The 18,630-nt window shown below is 73.5% G+C and carries 18 protein-coding genes; 6 read left to right on the top strand and 12 right to left on the bottom strand.

Annotation, left to right across the window (positions count from 1 at the left end; genetic code table 11):
- Nucleotides 1–51: 51 nt before the first annotated feature.
- On the top strand, nt 52–936 hold the full coding sequence (locus tag EDF32_RS07250; protein ID WP_123307855.1) for a hypothetical protein: 885 nt from the start codon (nt 52–54) through the stop codon (nt 934–936).
- A 179-nt stretch (nt 937–1,115) separates the two neighbouring features.
- Here EDF32_RS07250 and EDF32_RS07245 read toward each other — a convergent pair whose 3' ends face one another.
- Complete coding sequence (locus EDF32_RS07245) at nt 1,116–3,680, bottom strand: ATP-dependent Clp protease ATP-binding subunit (RefSeq protein ID WP_123307854.1); 2,565 nt, start codon at nt 3,678–3,680, stop codon at nt 1,116–1,118.
- 297 nt (nt 3,681–3,977) lie between these two features.
- On the opposite strand from EDF32_RS07245, the gene EDF32_RS07240 reads away from it, so the two are divergent.
- Nucleotides 3,978–4,685 carry a hypothetical protein gene (locus EDF32_RS07240; protein WP_233565782.1) on the top strand — a complete coding sequence of 236 codons (708 nt, stop codon included), beginning with the start codon at nt 3,978–3,980 and terminating at the stop codon, nt 4,683–4,685.
- Between the two features lie 16 nt (nt 4,686–4,701).
- Nucleotides 4,702–5,031: a cupin gene (locus EDF32_RS07235; protein ID WP_123307853.1), complete on the top strand. Its 330-nt coding sequence runs from the start codon at nt 4,702–4,704 to the stop codon at nt 5,029–5,031.
- Nucleotides 5,032–5,052: 21 nt separating this feature from the next.
- Here EDF32_RS07235 and EDF32_RS07230 read toward each other — a convergent pair whose 3' ends face one another.
- Entirely contained in the window at nt 5,053–5,670 is a 618-nt protein-coding gene (locus EDF32_RS07230; RefSeq protein WP_123307852.1) for a pentapeptide repeat-containing protein, read from the bottom strand.
- On the bottom strand, nt 5,663–6,718 hold the full coding sequence (locus tag EDF32_RS14675; RefSeq protein ID WP_199734852.1) for a hypothetical protein: 1,056 nt from the start codon (nt 6,716–6,718) through the stop codon (nt 5,663–5,665). The genes EDF32_RS07230 and EDF32_RS14675 overlap by 8 nt, the downstream gene beginning before the upstream one ends.
- A 65-nt stretch (nt 6,719–6,783) precedes the next feature.
- Between EDF32_RS14675 and EDF32_RS07220 the strand changes: the two genes are divergently transcribed.
- The 3 genes from EDF32_RS07220 to EDF32_RS07210 are packed head-to-tail and all read left to right on the top strand — an operon-like array spanning nt 6,784 to nt 8,885.
- Nucleotides 6,784–7,407 (top strand): alpha/beta family hydrolase, encoded by a 624-nt coding sequence (locus tag EDF32_RS07220; protein WP_123307851.1) that lies wholly within the window; start codon nt 6,784–6,786, stop codon nt 7,405–7,407.
- Nucleotides 7,404–8,090: a hypothetical protein gene (locus EDF32_RS07215; RefSeq protein ID WP_123307850.1), complete on the top strand. Its 687-nt coding sequence runs from the start codon at nt 7,404–7,406 to the stop codon at nt 8,088–8,090. The genes EDF32_RS07220 and EDF32_RS07215 overlap by 4 nt, the downstream gene beginning before the upstream one ends.
- 27 nt (nt 8,091–8,117) lie before the next feature.
- On the top strand, nt 8,118–8,885 hold the full coding sequence (locus EDF32_RS07210) for a dienelactone hydrolase family protein (protein ID WP_123307849.1): 768 nt from the start codon (nt 8,118–8,120) through the stop codon (nt 8,883–8,885).
- Nucleotides 8,886–8,910: 25 nt separating this feature from the next.
- Here the strand turns inward: EDF32_RS07210 and EDF32_RS07205 are convergent, their stop codons facing one another.
- The 9 genes from EDF32_RS07205 to EDF32_RS14460 are packed head-to-tail and all read right to left on the bottom strand — an operon-like array spanning nt 8,911 to nt 18,564.
- Nucleotides 8,911–10,065: a YcaO-like family protein gene (locus EDF32_RS07205; protein WP_148061575.1), complete on the bottom strand. Its 1,155-nt coding sequence runs from the start codon at nt 10,063–10,065 to the stop codon at nt 8,911–8,913.
- Nucleotides 10,065–11,189: an iron-containing alcohol dehydrogenase gene (locus EDF32_RS07200; RefSeq protein WP_158614069.1), complete on the bottom strand. Its 1,125-nt coding sequence runs from the start codon at nt 11,187–11,189 to the stop codon at nt 10,065–10,067. The genes EDF32_RS07205 and EDF32_RS07200 overlap by 1 nt, the downstream gene beginning before the upstream one ends.
- A 59-nt stretch (nt 11,190–11,248) precedes the next feature.
- On the bottom strand, nt 11,249–13,222 hold the full coding sequence (locus tag EDF32_RS07195; protein ID WP_123307847.1) for an aminotransferase class III-fold pyridoxal phosphate-dependent enzyme: 1,974 nt from the start codon (nt 13,220–13,222) through the stop codon (nt 11,249–11,251).
- Nucleotides 13,222–14,205, bottom strand: a complete 984-nt coding sequence (locus EDF32_RS07190; protein ID WP_148061573.1) for a hypothetical protein — start codon at nt 14,203–14,205, stop codon at nt 13,222–13,224. Before EDF32_RS07190 ends, EDF32_RS07195 begins: the two co-directional genes overlap by 1 nt.
- Before the next feature lie 31 nt (nt 14,206–14,236).
- Nucleotides 14,237–15,289, bottom strand: coding sequence for a glycosyltransferase family 2 protein (locus EDF32_RS07185; protein ID WP_158614068.1), 1,053 nt, complete (start codon nt 15,287–15,289; stop codon nt 14,237–14,239).
- The gene (locus tag EDF32_RS14560; protein ID WP_158614067.1) at nt 15,286–16,902 is read right to left on the bottom strand and encodes a hypothetical protein; all 1,617 of its coding nucleotides are present in this window, start codon (nt 16,900–16,902) and stop codon (nt 15,286–15,288) included. Before EDF32_RS14560 ends, EDF32_RS07185 begins: the two co-directional genes overlap by 4 nt.
- Nucleotides 16,902–17,645: a hypothetical protein gene (locus EDF32_RS07180; protein WP_123307845.1), complete on the bottom strand. Its 744-nt coding sequence runs from the start codon at nt 17,643–17,645 to the stop codon at nt 16,902–16,904. The genes EDF32_RS14560 and EDF32_RS07180 overlap by 1 nt, the downstream gene beginning before the upstream one ends.
- Nucleotides 17,645–18,337, bottom strand: a complete 693-nt coding sequence (locus EDF32_RS07175) for an ABC transporter ATP-binding protein (protein WP_158614066.1) — start codon at nt 18,335–18,337, stop codon at nt 17,645–17,647. Before EDF32_RS07175 ends, EDF32_RS07180 begins: the two co-directional genes overlap by 1 nt.
- A 26-nt stretch (nt 18,338–18,363) precedes the next feature.
- Nucleotides 18,364–18,564, bottom strand: coding sequence for a hypothetical protein (locus EDF32_RS14460; protein ID WP_148061572.1), 201 nt, complete (start codon nt 18,562–18,564; stop codon nt 18,364–18,366).
- Between the last annotated feature and the right edge of the window lie 66 nt (nt 18,565–18,630).

The following is an 18,630-nucleotide window of genomic DNA, read 5'->3' as shown; positions in this document are numbered from 1 at the left end:
GTGCGGGCTCCCCCGGCCCACCGGCACCAGCGCCGCACCGAGGATCGGGGCATGCCACGAGCCCGCGCCGTACCGCCCGCGCTCCAGGGCCGGCCCGTGCCCCGGGACCAGGCCCTCGAGCACGTCACGCGCGGGGCGCTGGAGGGACCCGCCTACCGGCGGGTCACCCGCGGCGTGTGGGCGCCGGCCGACCTCCCGGCCGACCACGGGACCCGGCTCGCCGCCGTGCGGCTCGCTCTCGGACCCGACGCGGTGCTCACCGGCGCATCGGCCGCATGGGCCCTCGGCTCCCGGCTCGCCGGCGCCGAGGACCCCGCCGAGTGCGCGCTCGCGACGCGACACGTGCGCAACCGTCCGGAGCTGGTCGTCCGGCGCGAGACGGTCGGACCGAGCGACCGCACCGACCATCCGCGGTTCGGGTTGATCACGTCCCCCGCGCGGACCGTCGTCGACCTGGCCCGTCGAGGCAGCGGTGTCGAGGCCGTCGTGGCCGTGGACTCCCTGCTGCAGGCCTGCGCGATCTCGGCGTCCGAGGTGGCCCGTGCCGTCGATCGCCTCCGCGGAGCGCGGGGCGTCCGCGCCGTGCAGCAGGTCCTGGACCTCGCCGACCGCGGCAGCGAGTCACCGCAGGAGACCCGGCTGCGCCTGCTCCTGCGGCACGCCGGCCTGCCGCACCCCCGGACCCAGCACGTCGTGTGCACCACCGACGGCGCCTTCGTCGCGCGCGTCGACCTCGCGTGGCCTCTGCTCCGCGTCGCCGTGGAGTACGACGGTGCGCATCACGACTCCCCCGAGCAGATCCGGCGCGACCGCGACCGCCTGAACCGGCTCCGCCTCGTCGGGTGGACGGTCCTCGTGGTCGACCGCCACCAGATGCGCGCGCCGTCGGCCGTCGTGGCGATGGTCGGCGCGGCGCTGCGGGACGCGCAGGGCTGAGCGGCCGGGCGCGTCGACCGCCGAACGTCACGTTCCGCGCGGCCGGAGCCACTCAGGGGACGCGGGACGTGACGCTCGGCGCGCGCCGACGCCACCGACGCACGCCGACGGCCCCGCCCCTCCGCGAGGAGGGACGGGGCCGTCGGCGTGCGGTCGGTCGGCGACCGGACCAGGGTCGGTCAGGCGCCGGCCTGCATGCCGCCCGTCGGGGGCAGGTCACGCACGTGCACGCCGCTCGGGGCCTCGAGCGCCGCCGCGGCGCCCACGCTCACGGGCCCGCGGTCCTTGTCGCCCTTGGGGACGCCGCGGAACGTGAACTCGCCGAGCAGGCCCTCGCCCTGCGCGTCGACCATGACGACCTGGCCTGCGCCGAGCTCGCCGAACAGGATCTTCTCGGACAGCACGTCCTCGATGTCCCGCTGCAGCGCGCGGCGCAGGGGCCGGGCGCCGAGCACCGGGTCGTAGCCCTTCTCCGCGAGCAGCTCCTTGGCCGCCTGCGTGAGCTCGATGGCCATGTCCCGGTCCCGCAGCCGCGCGTCGAGCCGCGCGACCATGAGGTCGACGATCTGCACGATCTCCGACTGGGTGAGCTGCGGGAAGACGATCGTGTCGTCCACGCGGTTGAGGAACTCGGGGCGGAAGTGCTGCTTGAGCTCGTCGTTGACCTTGGCCTTCATGCGGTCGTAGGAGGTCACCAGGTCGCCGCCGGCGTTGAAGCCGGTCTGGACGCCCTTGGCGATGTCCCGCGTGCCGAGGTTCGTGGTCATGATGATCACGGTGTTCTTGAAGTCGACCACGCGCCCCTGGGAGTCGGTCAGGCGACCGTCCTCGAGGATCTGCAGGAGCGAGTTGAAGATGTCGGCGTGCGCCTTCTCCACCTCGTCGAACAGGACCACCGAGAACGGCTTGCGCCGCACCTTCTCCGTGAGCTGGCCGCCCTCGTCGTAGCCGACGTACCCGGGGGGCGAGCCGAACAGCCGCGAGACGGTGTGCTTCTCCGAGAACTCGGACATGTCGAGCTGGATCAGCGCGTCCTCGTCGTCGAACAGGAACTCCGCGAGCGCCTTGGCCAGCTCCGTCTTCCCGACGCCGGTGGGGCCGGCGAAGATGAACGAGCCGCCCGGGCGCTTCGGGTCCTTGAGCCCGGCGCGGGTGCGCCGGATCGCCTGGGACAGCGCCTTGATGGCGGTGTTCTGGCCGACGACGCGCTTGTGCAGCTCGTCCTCCATGTGCAGCAGCCGCGTGGACTCCTGCTCGGTGAGCTTGACGACGGGGATGCCGGTCGACATCGCCAGGACCTCGGCGATCAGGTCCTCGTCCACCTCGGAGACGGTGTCGAGGTCGCCCGACTTCCAGGCCTTCTCCCGCTCGGCGCGCTGCGCGGTGAGCTGCTTCTCGGTGTCGCGCAGGCCGGCGGCACGCTCGAAGTCCTGCTCGTCGATCGCGGACTCCTTGTCGCGGCGCGCGTCAGCGATCTGCTCGTCGAGCTCCTTGAGTTCCGGCGGTGCCGTCATGCGGCGGATGCGCAGGCGCGCCCCGGCCTCGTCGATCAGGTCGATCGCCTTGTCGGGCAGGAACCGGTCGTTGATGTACCGGTCCGCCAGCGTCGCGGCGGCGACGAGCGCGCCGTCCGTGATCGAGACGCGGTGGTGCGCCTCGTAGCGGTCGCGCAGGCCCTTGAGGATCTCGATGGCGTGCTGCAGCGAGGGCTCGTTGACCTGGATCGGCTGGAACCGGCGCTCGAGCGCCGCGTCCTTCTCGATGTGCTTGCGGTACTCGTCGAGCGTCGTCGCGCCGATGGTCTGGAGCTCGCCGCGGGCGAGCATCGGCTTGAGGATCGACGCCGCGTCGATCGCGCCCTCGGCGGCACCCGCCCCGACGAGCGTGTGGATCTCGTCGATGAACAGGATGATGTCGCCGCGGGTGCGGATCTCCTTGAGGACCTTCTTCAGGCGCTCCTCGAAGTCACCGCGGTAGCGCGAGCCGGCCACGAGCGCGCCGAGGTCGAGCGTGTACAGCTGCTTGTCCTTGAGCGTCTCCGGGACGTCGCCACGCACGATGTCCTGGGCGAGGCCCTCGACGACCGCCGTCTTGCCGACGCCGGGCTCGCCGATCAGCACCGGGTTGTTCTTGGTCCGGCGGCTGAGCACCTGCATGACGCGCTCGATCTCGAGCGGACGCCCGATCACGGGGTCGAGCTTGCCCTCGCGGGCCGCCTGCGTGAGGTTGCGGCCGAACTGGTCGAGGACGGCCGAGCCGGAGGGCTGGCCCTCGGCCGGGCCGCCGGCGGCGACGGGCTCCTTGCCCTGGTAGCCCGAGAGCAGCTGGATGACCTGCTGGCGGACCTTGTTCAGGTCGGCACCCATCTGCGTCAGGACCTGGGCGGCGACGCCCTCGCCCTCGCGGATCAGGCCGAGCAGGATGTGCTCGGTGCCGATGTAGTTGTGGCCGAGCTGCAGGGCCTCGCGCAGCGAGAGCTCGAGCACCTTCTTGGCGCGCGGCGTGAACGGGATGTGCCCGCTCGGCGCCTGCTGGCCCTCGCCGATGATCTCGGTGACCTGCGAGCGCACGCCGTCGAGCGAGATGTTCAGGGACTCGAGCGCCTTCGCCGCGACCCCTTCTCCCTCGTGGATGAGGCCGAGCAGGATGTGCTCCGTCCCGATGTAGTTGTGGTTGAGCATCCGCGCCTCTTCCTGGGCGAGGACGACGACCCGACGGGCACGGTCGGTGAATCTCTCGAACATGGCTGCTCCTCACGAGCGGCGTACACCCGCACCGGTGGTGCTCAGGCCTGACCGCAACGACTCTATAGGCGCACAACGGGCCGCACCCCCTCCGTATGCCGATGTTCGCCAGCGGCATACCTGTGGCCGATCCGTGACCGTCCCGGGCTGCGCCGCGGCGGCCGGAGGAGGATTCTTCTAGCCACGGGCCGGCCGCACCGCCGGGGTCGCCGACACGCACCCGACCTCGTTGACCCCGCCACGGCGAGGCGGCAGGCTCGGCAGCAGAGCCGTCCGCGACCGGACACGGGGAGAACCATGGACGCCACGCCTGAACCGCCCACCCAGCCCGAGCCCCTGCCCGCGGACGGCCGCGGCGAGGACACGGCTCGCGCCCCCGGGGCCCACGGCTCCCCCGACGCCTCGTGGCAGAGCCTCGTCCGCCGCTTCGCGGCGTTCAGCGGCCTGGTCGGCGAGGTCTCGGACCCGCTCGAGTGGGGCATGGACCTGATCGAGGAGACGCTCTCGGACGCCGACGGAGAGGACCCGTCGACCGAGCGCTTCACCCGGGGCTACGTGACCTTCGCCGGGGAGCCGTTCGGCGTGGAGACCCTGCGCGAGTCCGCCCCGGCCGACGAGCGCGACGACGTCGTGCGGGCCGCGCTGAGCTCCGCGATCGCCGCGCCGCTGCACACGGACATCCGCCCGGGCGTGCCGACGGAGCACGACGGCTCGGACCCCGTCCCGACCGAGGACTTCGCTGACGCCTACCAGGACTACCGCTCCGCGATGCGGGCGGTGTTCGACGACGTGGCGCGCGCGACCGTGGAGACGTCCCCCGCGACGAGCGACTCCGGCGTCGGGCCGGCGGCGCGGGTTACCGCCCGCGGCACCACCGCCCAGTACGTCGAGGTCGCGGGCCGGGCCCTGATCGTCACCGGGCCGACCGACCTGGTCGAGCGCGTGCAGGTGGCCATGCGCCCGATCCGCAACCTGCTGCACGACGAGGACGGCCCGCGATTCTGAGGGAAAGGACCCACCCATGACCAGACTGGACCGCAGCGCGGCCGACCACCTCGAGCAGGCCCTGGTCGACGCGCACGGGCGCAGCTCGGAGATCGTCGTGCACGACGGCCCGCTGCGGCAGTCGGTGCTCGCGCTCGCCGCCGGGACCGTCCTCGGCGAGCACAATGCGCCGCCCGCCGCGAGCCTCTACGTGATCGAGGGCCGGGTCCGCGTCACGGCCGCCTCGGGCGATGTGGAGGTCGGAGCGGACGAGCTCGTGCCGATCACCCACGAACGCCACGGCGTGGAGGCGCTCGAGGACTGCGTCTTCCTCCTGACCACCGTCACCAGCGTGCCCAAGGACTGAGGCTCGGCCGGGCCGCCGGCCTCACTCGGCGCGGACGACCGTCCCGAGCGCCTCGGCGACCGTGACCGCCTGATCGATCGTGAGGACCGCGCCGCGCAGCCGCGCGCCCAGCGGGTCGAGCGCGGACAGGTCGCTGCCCCGCAGGTCCGCGCCCGTCAGGTCGATCCGGCCGAGCGAGGCGCCCGCGAGGTCGAGGTCGCGCAGCGTGGCGTCGCCGCACCGGGCGCCCGAGAGGTCGGCCTCGCGCATCCGCGCCCCGACGATCGAGACCTGGCGCAGGTCGGCGCCGCCGAGCGAGACGAACGACCAGTCGCCGCCGTCGACCTTCAGCAGCTCGAGCCGGCAGGCGTCGAACGTCGAGCCGGTGAGCTTGCACCCCGAGAACGTCGTGTCGAACAGGACGCAGCGGTCGAACGTGCAGTTCACGAACGCCGTACCGGTGTGCCGCGAGGCGTTGAGGCGGACCCCGCGGAAGGTGCACGCGTCGAAACGGGCACCCCGCGTGGTGATCTCCGTCAGGTCGCAGTCCCGCAGCTCGACGCCCTCGAAGACCTCGCCGACGACGTCACGCCCACCCCAGTCCTCGTCGCGCAGCACGCTGCCCGGCTCGACCGCGCGGGGAGCGGCGGGCTCAGCCACGCGCGTGCGGCAGCGTGTCCGTCGCAACGGCGTCGCCCGACTCGTCGCCGTGGCGGACGACGACGGTCACCTCCACGTCGTGCTCCGCCTCTCCCCGCCCGACCGCGCAGGCCAGGACCGTCAGGCCGAGCGCGACGGCGTCCTCGGCGAGCGCCGCGCGCAGGTCGGGCACCTTGCCGACGGTGTGCGCGCGCCAGGCCGCGCCCGCGGCGGTCCCCACCGAGGCCCCGTACCCGCCGACGACCATCGGCACGAGCGGGCGCGCGGCGACGCGCCGCGCGAGCGCGGCGGCCCCGAGCGCCCCGGAGACCACACGCACCAGCGGGCCGGGCGCCTCGAGCCGGCTCGGCGTCGAGGGCTGCTTGTCGCCGATCAGCTCGCCCGCCACCCCGGCGAGCGCCGCCAGGCGGGCCGCGCCGCGCGCCCGCCCGCGACCGCGCGAGGACACGACCGGCCCGGCGAGCCCGAGGGAGGCGCGCGCCCCGGCCGCGAGGCCCAGCATCCCGGAGCGCAGCAGGAGCCCGAGCGTCGGGCGCGCGGCCTCCGGCTCGTCGTCGGCCCCGAGGGAGTCCAGCACGAGGTGCGTCGTCAGCCCGTACGCGAGGTGCGGGACGGCGTCGGCCACCCAGTCCTGGCGCGACCAGGTGCGCGGGTCACTCACGCCCGTCGCCGCGGTCGCGGCGTCCGTGGCGGCCATGGCGCCGGCCCCGATCAGGACGGCGCCGGCGACCGGGCCCGTGCGGAACCCGGCGGCGCGCGCGCACGAGGCGAGAACGCCGATCGCGAGCCCGACCTTGGTCCCGGCGACCGCGCCGACGGCGTCCAGCCGGTTCTGCGCCGCGCGGCCCGAGCCGAGGAGGTCGCCGGGCGAGGGCAGCGTGCTGCCGCGCAGGGCGGCGTCGGCCCGCTCCGCCAGGGCGGAGACCGTCTGCGCGGGGACGGTCGAGGCGTCCCGGCCGCGCAGGGCCATGTCGAGGTAGGTGACGGTGCTGAGGACGGTGGTGCCTGCTGCGCCGGCGACGAGGCCGCGCCCGATGGGTCCGCTCATGGGACCACCCTTGCCCGCCGGCCCTCCCGAGGCAAACGGGTGGCCCGGGCGGGCAGACTGGGGGCGTGCCGTCGTCCGAGACCCCCGCCGCGCCCGCCCCGCAGGGCCGGCGCACGCCGCCGGGCGGGCTGATCCTCACCCCCGGCGCCGGCGCCGGGCGTGAGCACCGCACGCTCGTCGCGGTCGAGGACGCCGTCCGCCACGGCGAGCGGCCCGTGCCCGTGCGCCGCGTGGAGTTCCCGAACCGCACGGCCGGCAGGCGCGCGCCGGACCGCCCCGACGCCGCGCTCGCGCACCTGCGCGCGCAGGCGGCCGACTTCTGCGCCGAGCACGCGATCGCGCCCGAGGCGCTCGTGCTCGGCGGCCGCTCCTTCGGCGGGCGCATGTGCTCGATGTCCGTGGCCGACGGGCTGCCCGCCGCCGGGCTCGTGCTGCTCAGCTACCCGCTGCACCCGCCCGGGCGGCCCGAGCGGCTGCGCGTCGAGCACCTGCCCCGCATCACCTGCCCCGTCCTGTTCGTCTCGGGCCGGTCCGACCCGTTCGGGCGGCCCGAGGAGCTCGACGCCCACGTCGGGGCGATCCGCGGTCCGGTCAGCCGGGTCACGCTTCCCGGCGCGCACGACGTCAAGGGCAAGGACGCGGAGGTCGCGGCGGCGGTCCGCGACTGGCTCGCTAGCCTGGAGGGATGACCCGCCCGCTCGAGCGCTACGCGAGCCGCCCGTACCCCGGGACGATCCCGGAGCACCCGTACGTGGTGGTCGGCGGCCGCGTCGCGCCCCTGCGCTGGCCCGCCGCGCGGGTGCCGCTGCCGCAGGACCCCGTGGCGCTGCTGGCGTACGGGTCCAACGCCTGCCCCGGGCGCCTGGCCGAGAAGTTCGGCTCGGGGGCCGACGGCATCGTCGTCCTGCCCGCCGCGCTGCACGGCGCCCGCCGCGTCTACGCGCACCTGCCGCACCGCGGCACGCTGCCCTACACGCTGCGGGACGCGCCGGCCCACCGGGAGGCCGCGCACGTCGTCGTCGTGCCGGCCCGGCTCGGGCACGCGATGGACGTCTCCGAGGGGCGCGAGATCCAGCACTACGACCTGGCCCGGTTGGACGACGTCGTCGTGCAGGTGGGCGGCCTGCGGTGGCCGGCCCCGCTGACCTACCTCGGCAAGGCCGACCGCGGGCCGGCGTCGTGGCAGGGCCGGCCGATGGACGTCTCCGCCTGGCGGACGCCGGACGCCGACGCCCTCGTCGACGAGCTGCGCGGCGACGACGGCCTGCTGCCGGGGCACGAGGTGGTGCCGGCCGACGTCCCGCTCGCCGACGCGCGGCGCGCTCAGGACCGCGAGCTGCTCGGCGCGCTGGCGGCGCCCACGCGCCGGTGAGCACCGCCCGTGCCTAGGCTCGGGCGCATGGACACCCCGGAGACCCGCGACCCCCTCGACGGCTGGGCGCGCGGCGAGCACACCGCCGACGGCGTCGCGCACACCACCTACCGCAAGGGCACCGGGCCGGGCGTCGTGATGATCCACGAGCTGCCGGGCCTGACGCCGGAGTGCATCCGGTTCGGCGAGGAGATCGTGGCGCGCGGGCACACCGTCGTCATGCCGGTGCTGTTCGGCGAGGCGGGGGCGCCGGCGTCGGGCAAGGCCTTCCGCGGTGCCGTGCGGGACCTCTGCGTCAGCCGGGAGTTCCACGCCTTCGCGCTGCGGCGCACCAGCCCCGTCGCCGGCTGGCTCCGGTCGCTCGCCCGGGACCTGCACGACGAGCTGGGCGGGCCGGGCGTCGGCGCCGTCGGCATGTGCTTCACCGGCGGCTTCGCGCTCGCGATGCTCGCGGACGCGCCGATCGCCGCGCCGGTCCTCGCCCAGCCGAGCACGCCGTTCCCGCTCGGGCGGCGGCGGGCGGCCGACCTGGGGCTGGGGGCCGACGACGTCGCGGCCGTCCGCGCCAAGGTCGCCGGCGGCTGCCAGGTGCTCGGCGTGCGCTACGCGGGCGACCGGGCGGTCGGCACGCGCTTCGAGACGCTGCGCCGGGCGCTCGGCGAGAGCTTCCTCACGGTCGAGCCGCCGGGCGCGAAGCACAGCACCCTGACCGCGCACCGCGACGACGGCGCCGTCGAGCGGGTGCTGGACTTCTTCGACGAGAAGCTCGGCGTCGCGGGCGGGCAGACGCCCTGACCTCCGGCACGCGGGTCGCCGGCGATCAGACGAACGGGTGCGGGATGTCGTGCGTCGCATCGTCGGCACCGTTCCATCGCGGCGCTTCGGACATCCGCAGCGGACGAAGCTCGGGGGCAAACACACGGGCCACCGCCCACCCGAGGCTGCGCGCGGGCGCCGGGAGCCGCGGCGTGAGGTCCACGACCGCGAAGCGGCCGACGAGGCGGGTCCAGTCGCTCGGCGACCGGTCCGTCCGCGACGCGGCGTACCCGCCGACGTGCGACAACCATTCGTCCGCTGCGGGGACCGCGGCCTCGGACGCCCAGTAGCCTGCCCGATCGATCTCCCGCTGGATCGGTAGCGCGGGCGCCGCACAGGGACCGACGCCCTTCAGGTCGAGCAGCAGGGTCCGGATCTGCAGGGCCTCCTGGACCGCTCGCAGCGCTGCCTGACCGGGATGCGCCTCGAGGCCGAGGCCCGCACCGACGACGCCGGACTCACGATCGAGCGCGAGAGCGAGGACGACGTCCGGGCCGCCACGGGCGTCGAGCGCCACCAGATGGAACTCGACACCGGCGACCGAGAGCTTCCGGACGAGGCGAAGAGCCTCTGCGGCGCCCGCGGCAGCGAGGTTCGACGCGTCGATACGCCGCGCGCTCTCGGGCCGGTACCACCCCCGCATCGCTGCGTCACGCTCGATGCACTCCTTGCACGCGTTGCCCGTCGCCATCGCGAGACCGCCACCCGAGGCCGTCCCGGACGGCCCCGGGTCGGAGTCGTCGCCCGTGCCACGCGGCGGGTAGTCGACGGCTGTCGCAGGCACTCGCACCGCACGGCGCGTCGGGCCGTCGATCCAGGTCGCCGCGTAGCCGGCTCCCCCCTCGGCGTCCTCGGGCCAGGACATCCCGCGCGGCGCCCACGGCAGATCGTCTCCCGGATCGAGCGCGCCGGTGCCGAGCAGCGCTGCCCGCTCGACGCTCTCGCCCGCGGCACGGACCACCGTCCCGGCACGGCGCGCGCCTGCCGCGCCGACCCAGGTGATGTCGAGCGCCGCACGATCGTCACGGCGGTCCTTCATCCCGATGTCGACCGCGACCGTCCACAGGGGACGCCCGTCGCCGTCCGGCGGGAAGACCCGCACCTCCCGGGCGATGCCCATGTCAGGACTCAGGGTCGCGGCGAAGCTGGTGATACCCACTATGCCGCCACCTCGTCCGTGCGGCGTGCCGCGCCCCGGAGCACCGCGCCGACGGACTCCCGGGTGAACCGACGCGACAAAGGTCGACGGTTGCCGAACCTGGCGACGACCCGCGCGGCGACGACGTCTGCCACGTCGCTCCCCTGCGCGAGGGCCGCGCGGGCACGGCGCGCCGGGACGAGCGCCCGGACCCGGTCGACGAGGTCGACGACACCGCAGACCCCGGAGATCTCGAGCATCTCGTCCATGCGGGCCCGGTCGCCCCACTCGTCGCGACCCTCCAGCACGGCCCCGACCCATCCGGGCCAGAGCGCAGACAGGGCTTCCATCTTCGTGACACCCAGCTCCATCGACAGCTCGTTGGCGACGAACCACAGGGGGAACGGCGCAACACCCCGGCCACGGAGCGCCCAGCCGAGGTGGCTGCTCGCGCTGGCCAGTGCCCAGCTGACGAGGGTGTCCTCGCTCGGGGATCCCGCACGCAGCGCAGCAGCGGCGACCTGGCCGGTGCGCGCGACGAGGTGTCGCGCTTCGTCGTTCGCCCAGCCGATCCGCGAGTCCGACGCGATCGCGGCCCCGAGCACGCGGGTCCAGGACTCCGCCGCGCCGGCGAGCACCAGGGGACGCGGGGCGACGAGCATCGACGGTTCGTAGGCTGCTGCGACGACCGGCGAGCTCGGCATCCCGACCAAGCACTTGTACGCCGCGCCGCCTCCTTCGCTCAGCTCGCAGCACGCGACCGCCGAGACCTCGGCTCCGGTGCCGAACGTGGTGGGTGCGCAGACGACGGGCATCGGCGACCAGAGCTGTTCGGGGATCGCGCACAAGCCGCCGAGGCGCGCACGCGCGAGCAGAAGCTCGAGCAGGTGCTCCTGCGGGGCGCAGGCCGACGCCAGCTTGGCCGCGTCGATCGCGTTACCGCCTCCGACGACGATGATCGAGTCGGCGCCCTTCTCGCGGACGAGGCGGGTGATCCTCCGGACCTCGTCCCAGCCGACAGCGGCCCGCACGACGACCTCGGCCACCGCATCGACCGAGAACCGTTCGCGAGCCGTCACCGCGACGGCGTGGTCGAGGATCACGACGGGCCGGTCCCCGGCGTGCTGGCCGATGGCCCACGGCAACGACCCGCTCCCGACGGACTGCCCCGGAGGCCGCGAACGGTCGACGACCGACGGTCCGGTCACGACGTGGCCGCGAGGAGCTCGCCGATCGTCCCGTCGACGCGTGCCAGAAGGTCGTCCACGGTCGACTGCTCCATCGTGAACGCCGGCATGATCTGGATCGCCGACGGCGAGGGTTGGACGATCACCCCGTCGCGTCGACAGGCCCGCACGAGCTGGTAGACGTCGTCGGAGCTCACCGGACGGCCGTCCGGCCCGTCGATGTGCACCGCCCACATCGCCCCACGGCCGCTCGCGCTGAGCCGAGGCGAGGCCGCTGCGATCTCACCGACCCCGGCCTCGAGTCGGACCGCCAGGTCGCGGACGGTGCTCGCCACGTCGAGGCGCTCGAACTCGTCGATCGTCGCGAGCATCGCTGCGCACGACTGCGGAGAGCCGGCTTGCGTCTCTCCGTGCCAGAAGATCTCGTCGTGCGTCGCGAGGACGCCGAGGATCCGGTCCGAGACGAGCACCGCCGAGGCGGCGCACGTTCCGTTGGTCAGCGCCTTGCTCAGGACCATCATGTCCGCCGCCTGAGCCCAGGTCCCGCTGCTGAAGCGATCACCCGTGCGGTAGAAGCCGGTCGCGACCTCGTCGGCGACGAGGAGGAAGCGATGCTGGCGCCGGAAGGCGAAGAGCCGCTCGAGCATCTCGTCCGACAACGGCAGGGCACCGGACCCGAGCACCGGTTCGACCACCACCGCGGCGATCTCGGGACCGAACCTCCGCATCACGATCTCGAGGGCCTGCGGGTCGTCGTGCGGAACCTTGATGTGCAACCGCTCGTCCACGTCGTAGACGTCCTGGAAGAGGTAGGCCCCGCTCAGCGCCATCGAGCTGCTCGTGATCCCGTGATAGCTGCCGACGAGGCTCACCACGCGCCGCGCCCGCAGCCCGCGCTCGTGCTTCGCGACCTGCCGGCTGAGCTTGACGACGGCATCGAGCGCCGCGCTGCCCGACGTCGAGTAGAAGACGGAGGCGTACCTCTCGGTACCCGCCAGGTCCAGGAGGCGTTCCGCGGCCTCGCGGGCGTAGGAGCTTCCCCGCCGGAAGATCGGGAGCGCGGAGGCGGCACGGTTCGCGCGGTCGATGGCCTCGGCCACCGCGGCGTTCCCGTAGCCCAGGCTCGCGTTCCAGATTCCGCTGATCCCGCAGATCGCGGACGTCCCGTCCGCGAAGTCGACGGTCGTCCCCCTGGCGCCGACCGCTTCGGCCTCCCCCCACTGGCGAGGTGGCAGGAAGAACTCGAAGTAGGGCGAGCGGCCTCGTGCGGGCCTGGGGGCAGCGACGACGAGCCGGTGGTCTCCGATCCGGGCGTCGCGCGTGCGCGGGTCGATCTCCAGCTCGTCCATGACGTCGAAGCCCGCGTCTCCCAGCTCACCCAGCAGCGTCTCGTGACGGAGGAGGTTCGTCGCTACCGCGTGCTCCCCGACAGGTCTCCCGTCGCGCAGCTCGATCAGCGTGGAGGTCAGCATGCCGGCCGCGGCGTCGAAGTCCTCGCGCAGCCCGAGGTCCTCGAAGACCTGGTGGTACGCCCCGGCCTCGTCCGCTGTCGGCGGCACGCGCAGGGTGACGAGGAACTGCCCTCCGGGTTCGAGCCACCGGCGCACCCGGGCGAAGAGCGCTGCGCGCTCAGCAGCGTCGAACAGGCTGATCGACGTCGTCCCGAGGACGACCTTGTCGAACGTCTCGCCCGGGGCCCAGTCCCGGAGGTCGGCGCAGACGGTCGTCAGTCGCTCGTCCCCACCGGCACGCTCGTCGAGCAGCGAGAGCAGTGCCGCCGAGTTGTCGACGGCGACGACCGACGCGCTGACGGCCAGCAGGGGCCGGGTGATACGCCCGGAGCCGCACGCGAGCTCCAGCACCCGGTCCTGCCCACGGCGGACGGTCCGCAGGATCTCGCGCAGCTCCGACCGGTCGCTCTGCACGACGCGGTCGTAGAGCTCGGCACCTCGGCCGCTGTACATGGTCGCCAGCGCTGCGGGCTGAGCCATCACAGCGCCCGGTCCGCCGACGCCGGGAGGAACCGTTCCAGGGCCAGAGCCTCGAGCACCCGCTCGGAGCCTTCCGGCGCCCGGCCGGCGTCTCCACCGTCGCCCGTGCCGGCGCGGGCACAGAGCGTCTGCTCCACGACCGTGGCGACGGCGTCCGGGACTCGATCGATCCTGCTGGTCGCGATGTCGACCACATAGCTCGACGCGTCGTCCGAGGCGACGAACACGGAGTCCGTCCGCCCCGCACCCACCGACCCGACCTTCCCGTCGTAGCCCGCGACGGAGACCTCGCGCCCGAGCCGCGCCCGGAGCGCCCGCACCACCTTCGCAGCGCCGAGGAAGCGCGCGATCTCGCCGGCGTCCTCGGCAGGGGGAACGTGGTGGGACGGGTCGATGGAGCCGTCGGCCGAGACGACCCGCCCCCCGGGGCCGTCCCGGAGCGTCCCGTCGGCGCACAGGAGCAGTCGACGGGGCGCGTCGTCGTCCGGCAGCAGCGGTTCGAGCCACCGGCGCTGGTCGACGACGGTGGCCAAGGCCGTCGTGAGGTACGCCGGCAGCACGCCCGTCGCACGTGCTGCGGCGAGATCGGCCCGCAGAGCCGCCAGGTCGAGCTCGTCGACGACGGCGAACGCGGTCGGCACGGAGATCGAGACGTACGGAGCGGTCGCGTAACCCTCCGTCTGGACGATCATGTCGTCGAACAGGCAGAGCTCGCCGCCCGCGATCTCGAGCGCCCCGTCGTAGCGGACGACGCGGTGGCCACCGATCTGCGAGACCGTCCCCTCGACGTCGTCCTCCGACACGAAGACCGCCGCGTCGATTCCCAGAGAGACCCGAGAGGCGAGCTCGACATCTGCTCCCGTCTCGAGCAGGAGGTCCCTCGCCCCCGCGACGGCGCGTTCGCCCTCCAGCCACAACCGCAGCCGGTCGGCATCGCCGCTCGCGCTCTTCACCGCGTCCTTCTCCTGCACTTCGACATCCACTGCTGCACCTCTCCTGACATGTGAACCCTGCTCATTCCTGACGTTCTCCGATCCGTCCGACCGGCTCTGCTCCGGGCGTCCGGCACGCGAGCTCGGTCGCGCGACGCACCACCGTGCCGAACCGACGACGCACGACGTCGCCGATCGCGGCACCGTGGCGCCGATCGACGAACGGCGCAGCGAACCCGACGATCCATCCGGCCGTGCCTCCCGGCACGGCGCACGGGACGAGCCACGAAGGCACCGGGCCCGACCCGCCGGTCATCGGCACCCGTGCGGGGGTGGCCCGGCCGCAGCCCTCGAGCTCGTCGCCCCACCGCCCGAGATCCTCGGCGAAGCTCTCCTCGGCACCGCTCCTCGCCTCCCTCGCGAGCTCTGCTGCTGCCTCGCTCGACGGCATCCGGGCTAGCGGCAGAGCGACCCGGTGGCGCAGGGAGCCCCGACGGGTCCCCGGTGCGAGCCGGATCGACGTCGTGATGGTCCGGAGCGGGCGGAACCGCGCTCGTTGCGACGCGAGCCGCCACCAGAGGTCCCAGTCCTCCAGGCCGCCCCTCGCGGCACGCCAGTTCGTCCGGGGCCCGACGAGAGCACGCAGGTGGACGACGCGCGTCGGCTCTGCGAACGGGTCGATCGTCGCGATCTCCGGGTTCCAGATCTCACCGGAGCGGGACATCGCCGGCTCGGCGTCTCCCGGCCGGTGGTAGTCCGCGCCCGCGACGACCACCGTCGACGTGTCGACCAGGGACCGCAGGGCGACCTCGAGGTGGGCGGGCCGCCACACGTCGTCGTGGTCCACATAGGCGATCGCCCGGCCCCCCGACCGTCGCATCAGCGCGCGCCGCACCGTCCCGGGATCACCCGTGTGCTCCAGCCGGACCAGGCGGACACGGCGATCGGAGCGGGCATATCCCTCGACCAGCTCGCCCGTGCCGTCGGTGGAGCCGTCGTCGCCGACGAGGAGCTCGAGGTCTCCGTGCGACTGTGCGAGCACGCTCTCGATGGTCGCCGCCAGGGTCGAGGTGCCGTTGTACGTCGGGCACAGGACCGAGACGCTCCCGCCTCCCGCCGACCGTTCCGGCGTCATGACGAGAACGCCCCCTCCCAGATGTCGACGACCCGCTCGACGACGGTCTGCGCCGGCAGGTCCAGCACGGCCGTCGCGGACCCGGTCGGCGTCCCCGCGAGGGCGCCGCGGAGCGTGTCCGACGGCACGGTGTCGACGCACAGCCCGTCGATGGTCAGATCGGTGCCCTCGACGGGGACGACGGCGGCGAGCGGGATCTCGCACGGACTCGTCGGGCCCAGGGTCGTGGCGTCCGCGAGCCGGGGACCGCTCACGACGCCGGTCCGCCGGATCGTGGCTGCCAGACCGTCGGAGGCTTGCGGCACGTCGTGAGCCAGCACTCCCACGGTGATCCGGCCCGGCTGCGCGAACACCCCACCGCTCACGTGGCGTGGGATCTGGACGAGCGTGAGCACGGCGACGAGGGCGACCGCCGCGACAGACCACACCGCGAGCGCCCGCGGACGACGCACCTCGGACCGCCAGACGGCCCTGACGTGGGCCCAGGAGCGCACCGCGAGCCATGCGAGCACCGTCGCTCCGAGGGCGATCTCCGCCCACAGCGCGACCGCGCCCAGCGAGCTCAGGTACATGCCGATCGCGCCGATCGCGCCGACCACGAGCACGAGCGGGAACACGACGCACGCCGCACCGAAGAGGAGGCCGCCCGGGCCCAGGGACCGCGACGCCGCGGGGCGTCGACGTCCGTACAGCACCGCGGCCAGCCACTCACGGAAGGCCGCGATCGACCGGTCGCGCAGATGAGGACGGTCGAGGTAGCCGGCGAGCGCGACGTAGCCGTCGAGCTTGACGAACGGGATCAGGTTGAACACCCAGTAGAGGATGTTGAAGAGCGCGAGGACGGCGAGGACCACGGACGGGTCGCCGTCGAGGGCGAAGGACGCCAGGGCGGCACAGGCGGCGAGCACGCCCTGCGACATCACGCCCGCGAGAGCGACCCGCACGCGAGCGTGCCGCTCGATCGACCAGCTGTCGCGCACGTCGCAGAAGAACGCCGGCGCGAGGTAGAAGAACATGAACCCCAACCGGTGGGTCTTTCCTCCGTGCGCGATGAGCACGGCAGCGTGCGACAGCTCGTGCACGAACATCGAGACCAGCAGCCCCACAAGCAGCCACGCGTAACCTCCGACCGACAGCCGGGAGTAGAGAGGCCCGTCCGTGTCGGCGAACAGCATCGCCACCGCGAGCGCGCCGAAGCCGTTGGCGGCGGCGACCACGGTCCAGGTCGACCGCGCTCGAAGGGCGCGGGCGACGCGACCGTCGGCCGCGACGAGGCGAGACGGGTCGAAGAGCGTGAGCTGGACGGTCGCGGGCGGCCGCACCTGGAGGCGCCGCAGGCGAGCGGGAGCGCCCGCGATCGCGGGGATCCCACCGATCGTGACCAGGGTCGTGCGGAGGTTGGCCTCGGAGACCTCGAGACGTCCGGACAGCTCGCCCAGGCTCTCGTCAGGGGCCCGCTGGATCTCTGCGAGCACGGTCCCCACCGCTGACGGAACCCGGAGAACGGGCCCCTCGGTCGTCGACAGGAGGACGCGCCCTTCGCCGTCGGACGACGAGAGCGTGACCCGCTGCAGCCAGGCCCGGTCGGGGGCGAGCGCGGTGTCGCCGCTCATCACTGCGCGAGGTCGGTCTTGCGCAGGCGCCAGACCGCCAGCCCGGACAGCACGACCAACCAGACGACGTACCCGACGTACCCCCAGCCGGCCGAGAGGATCTCGTCGGTTCCGGAGGTGTCCTCCAGCATCGCCTGTCCCAGCCCACCGGGCAGGAAGCGGCCTACGGAGGGGATCAGCTGGATGAGATAGGTCTCGAGCAGGAGCGTCCAGGCGACGAGGACGATCACGGCGACGAGAGAGCGGCGCACCTGCCACGCGACGAGCTGGCCGAGATATCCCGCGAACACGGTCGAGAAGACGATCCCCAGCGTGATGACCGTGGCGTCGTGGCTCCAGACGAACCGGCTTCCCGCGCCGGGGAGCGCGAGCCATGCCGTGATGACAGCGGACGCGGCGCCGAGGACGCCGAACGCGAGCATGGCGGGAGCGACGACGGTCGCTCTCGACCCGAGGAGGCGGTTGCTGCTCCCGACCAGGAGCTGGACCCGCCCGACAGCACGGCTCGTGAAGTCTCGGGTGACCGACAGCGCACCGAAGATCATCGCGAACAGGCTCGCTCCGAACCCCAGCCCGACGAGCTTGATGGTCTGAGCCTGGTCGGACACCGCGCTCGACGCCGCGTCGCCCATCTGGACCGAGGTCCCGTAGACCGACAGGACGTTGAGCCCGACCGCGATGAAGAGAAGGGAAGGAAGCGCCGCGCTGCGGCTGAAGCGCAGGAGCTCTGCACGCAGGATCATCACGCGAGCACCTCCTTCCGGTCGATGGTGTCGAGGTACCAGTCGTCGAGCTCGTCGTCCGCCAGGTCGGGGAGCTGCCCGTCGAAGCGAAGCGTGCGGTTGATCACGACGACGCGATCGGTGACGCGCCTGACCTCGTTGAGCTGGTGGCTCGAGACGATCGTCGTGCGACCGGCCCGCGTGCGGGCTCGCACGAGCTCGCGGAGCCACCGCGCCGCCTCGACATCGAGCCCGTTGGACGGTTCGTCCAGGATCAGCACGTCGGGGTCGCCCACGAGGCTCGCGGCGATCGCGACTCTCTGACGCTGACCGGTGGACATCCGCGAGACTCGGCGCTTCGCGAAGCCTGCGATGCCGTACTCCTCGACCGCGCTGGTCGCCGTCTCCGGCGGGAGGCCCTGAGCGAGCGCCTCCCAACGGAGGCAGTCCACGGCGGTGAAGTCCGCGGAGAGGCCGGGAGGGTCGAAGACGTACGCGATCCGGTGACCGGTCTGCCCCGCTCCTGCGGGATCGCACCCCAGGACCCGGACCGTTCCCGAGGTCGGAAGACGCAGGCCCACCAGGCACGACATGAGCGATGTCTTTCCCGCCCCGTTCGGGCCGAGGAGACCGATGCACTCACCCGAGCCGACAGCGAACGAGAGGTCGTCGACCGCGCTCACGGACTTGTAGCTCTTCGAGAATCCGACCACCTCGACGGCTGGTCGGCCCTCGAGGATCAACGCTGCCGCCGACTATGGGTGCTGAGGCCGATCAGGATGCCGACCACGACGATGAGGATGGCGACGACACCGATCCCGACGCCGGTCACGACGGCCGACGTGCCCGCCAGGCTCAGGGTGACGACGAGGGCTGCGATGACAGCGGCCAAGGATCCGATCGCGGCGACGAGGGGGGTGTTGCTCTTGTCAGGATTCATGCTTGCCTACTTTCTGGATTACCTCTCCGGTTGCGGAGAGCGCTGCGCCGGTGATGACCAGGCACC

Origin of the sequence: Cellulomonas sp. PhB143 (assembly GCF_003752595.1) — a bacterium.
Lineage (GTDB): Bacteria > Actinomycetota > Actinomycetes > Actinomycetales > Cellulomonadaceae > Paraoerskovia.
The sequence above is the reverse complement of the archived record's forward strand: the minus strand, read 5'-3'. Positions and strand labels throughout refer to the sequence as shown.

What these genes read in the sequence shown, in the direction of transcription:
- EDF32_RS07250 (WP_123307855.1), top strand. Translation starts at nt 52, where the DNA reads ATGCCACGAGCCCGCGCCGTACCGCCCGCGCTCCAGGGCCGGCCCGTG.
- EDF32_RS07245 (WP_123307854.1), bottom strand. Translation starts at nt 3,680, where the DNA reads ATGTTCGAGAGATTCACCGACCGTGCCCGTCGGGTCGTCGTCCTCGCC.
- EDF32_RS07240 (WP_233565782.1), top strand. Translation starts at nt 3,978, where the DNA reads ATGGACGCCACGCCTGAACCGCCCACCCAGCCCGAGCCCCTGCCCGCG.
- EDF32_RS07235 (WP_123307853.1), top strand. Translation starts at nt 4,702, where the DNA reads ATGACCAGACTGGACCGCAGCGCGGCCGACCACCTCGAGCAGGCCCTG.
- EDF32_RS14675 (WP_199734852.1), bottom strand. Translation starts at nt 6,718, where the DNA reads ATGAGCGGACCCATCGGGCGCGGCCTCGTCGCCGGCGCAGCAGGCACC.
- EDF32_RS07215 (WP_123307850.1), top strand. Translation starts at nt 7,404, where the DNA reads ATGACCCGCCCGCTCGAGCGCTACGCGAGCCGCCCGTACCCCGGGACG.
- EDF32_RS07210 (WP_123307849.1), top strand. Translation starts at nt 8,118, where the DNA reads ATGGACACCCCGGAGACCCGCGACCCCCTCGACGGCTGGGCGCGCGGC.
- EDF32_RS07195 (WP_123307847.1), bottom strand. Translation starts at nt 13,222, where the DNA reads ATGGCTCAGCCCGCAGCGCTGGCGACCATGTACAGCGGCCGAGGTGCC.
- EDF32_RS07185 (WP_158614068.1), bottom strand. Translation starts at nt 15,289, where the DNA reads ATGACGCCGGAACGGTCGGCGGGAGGCGGGAGCGTCTCGGTCCTGTGC.
- EDF32_RS14560 (WP_158614067.1), bottom strand. Translation starts at nt 16,902, where the DNA reads ATGAGCGGCGACACCGCGCTCGCCCCCGACCGGGCCTGGCTGCAGCGG.
- EDF32_RS07180 (WP_123307845.1), bottom strand. Translation starts at nt 17,645, where the DNA reads ATGATCCTGCGTGCAGAGCTCCTGCGCTTCAGCCGCAGCGCGGCGCTT.
- EDF32_RS14460 (WP_148061572.1), bottom strand. Translation starts at nt 18,564, where the DNA reads ATGAATCCTGACAAGAGCAACACCCCCCTCGTCGCCGCGATCGGATCC.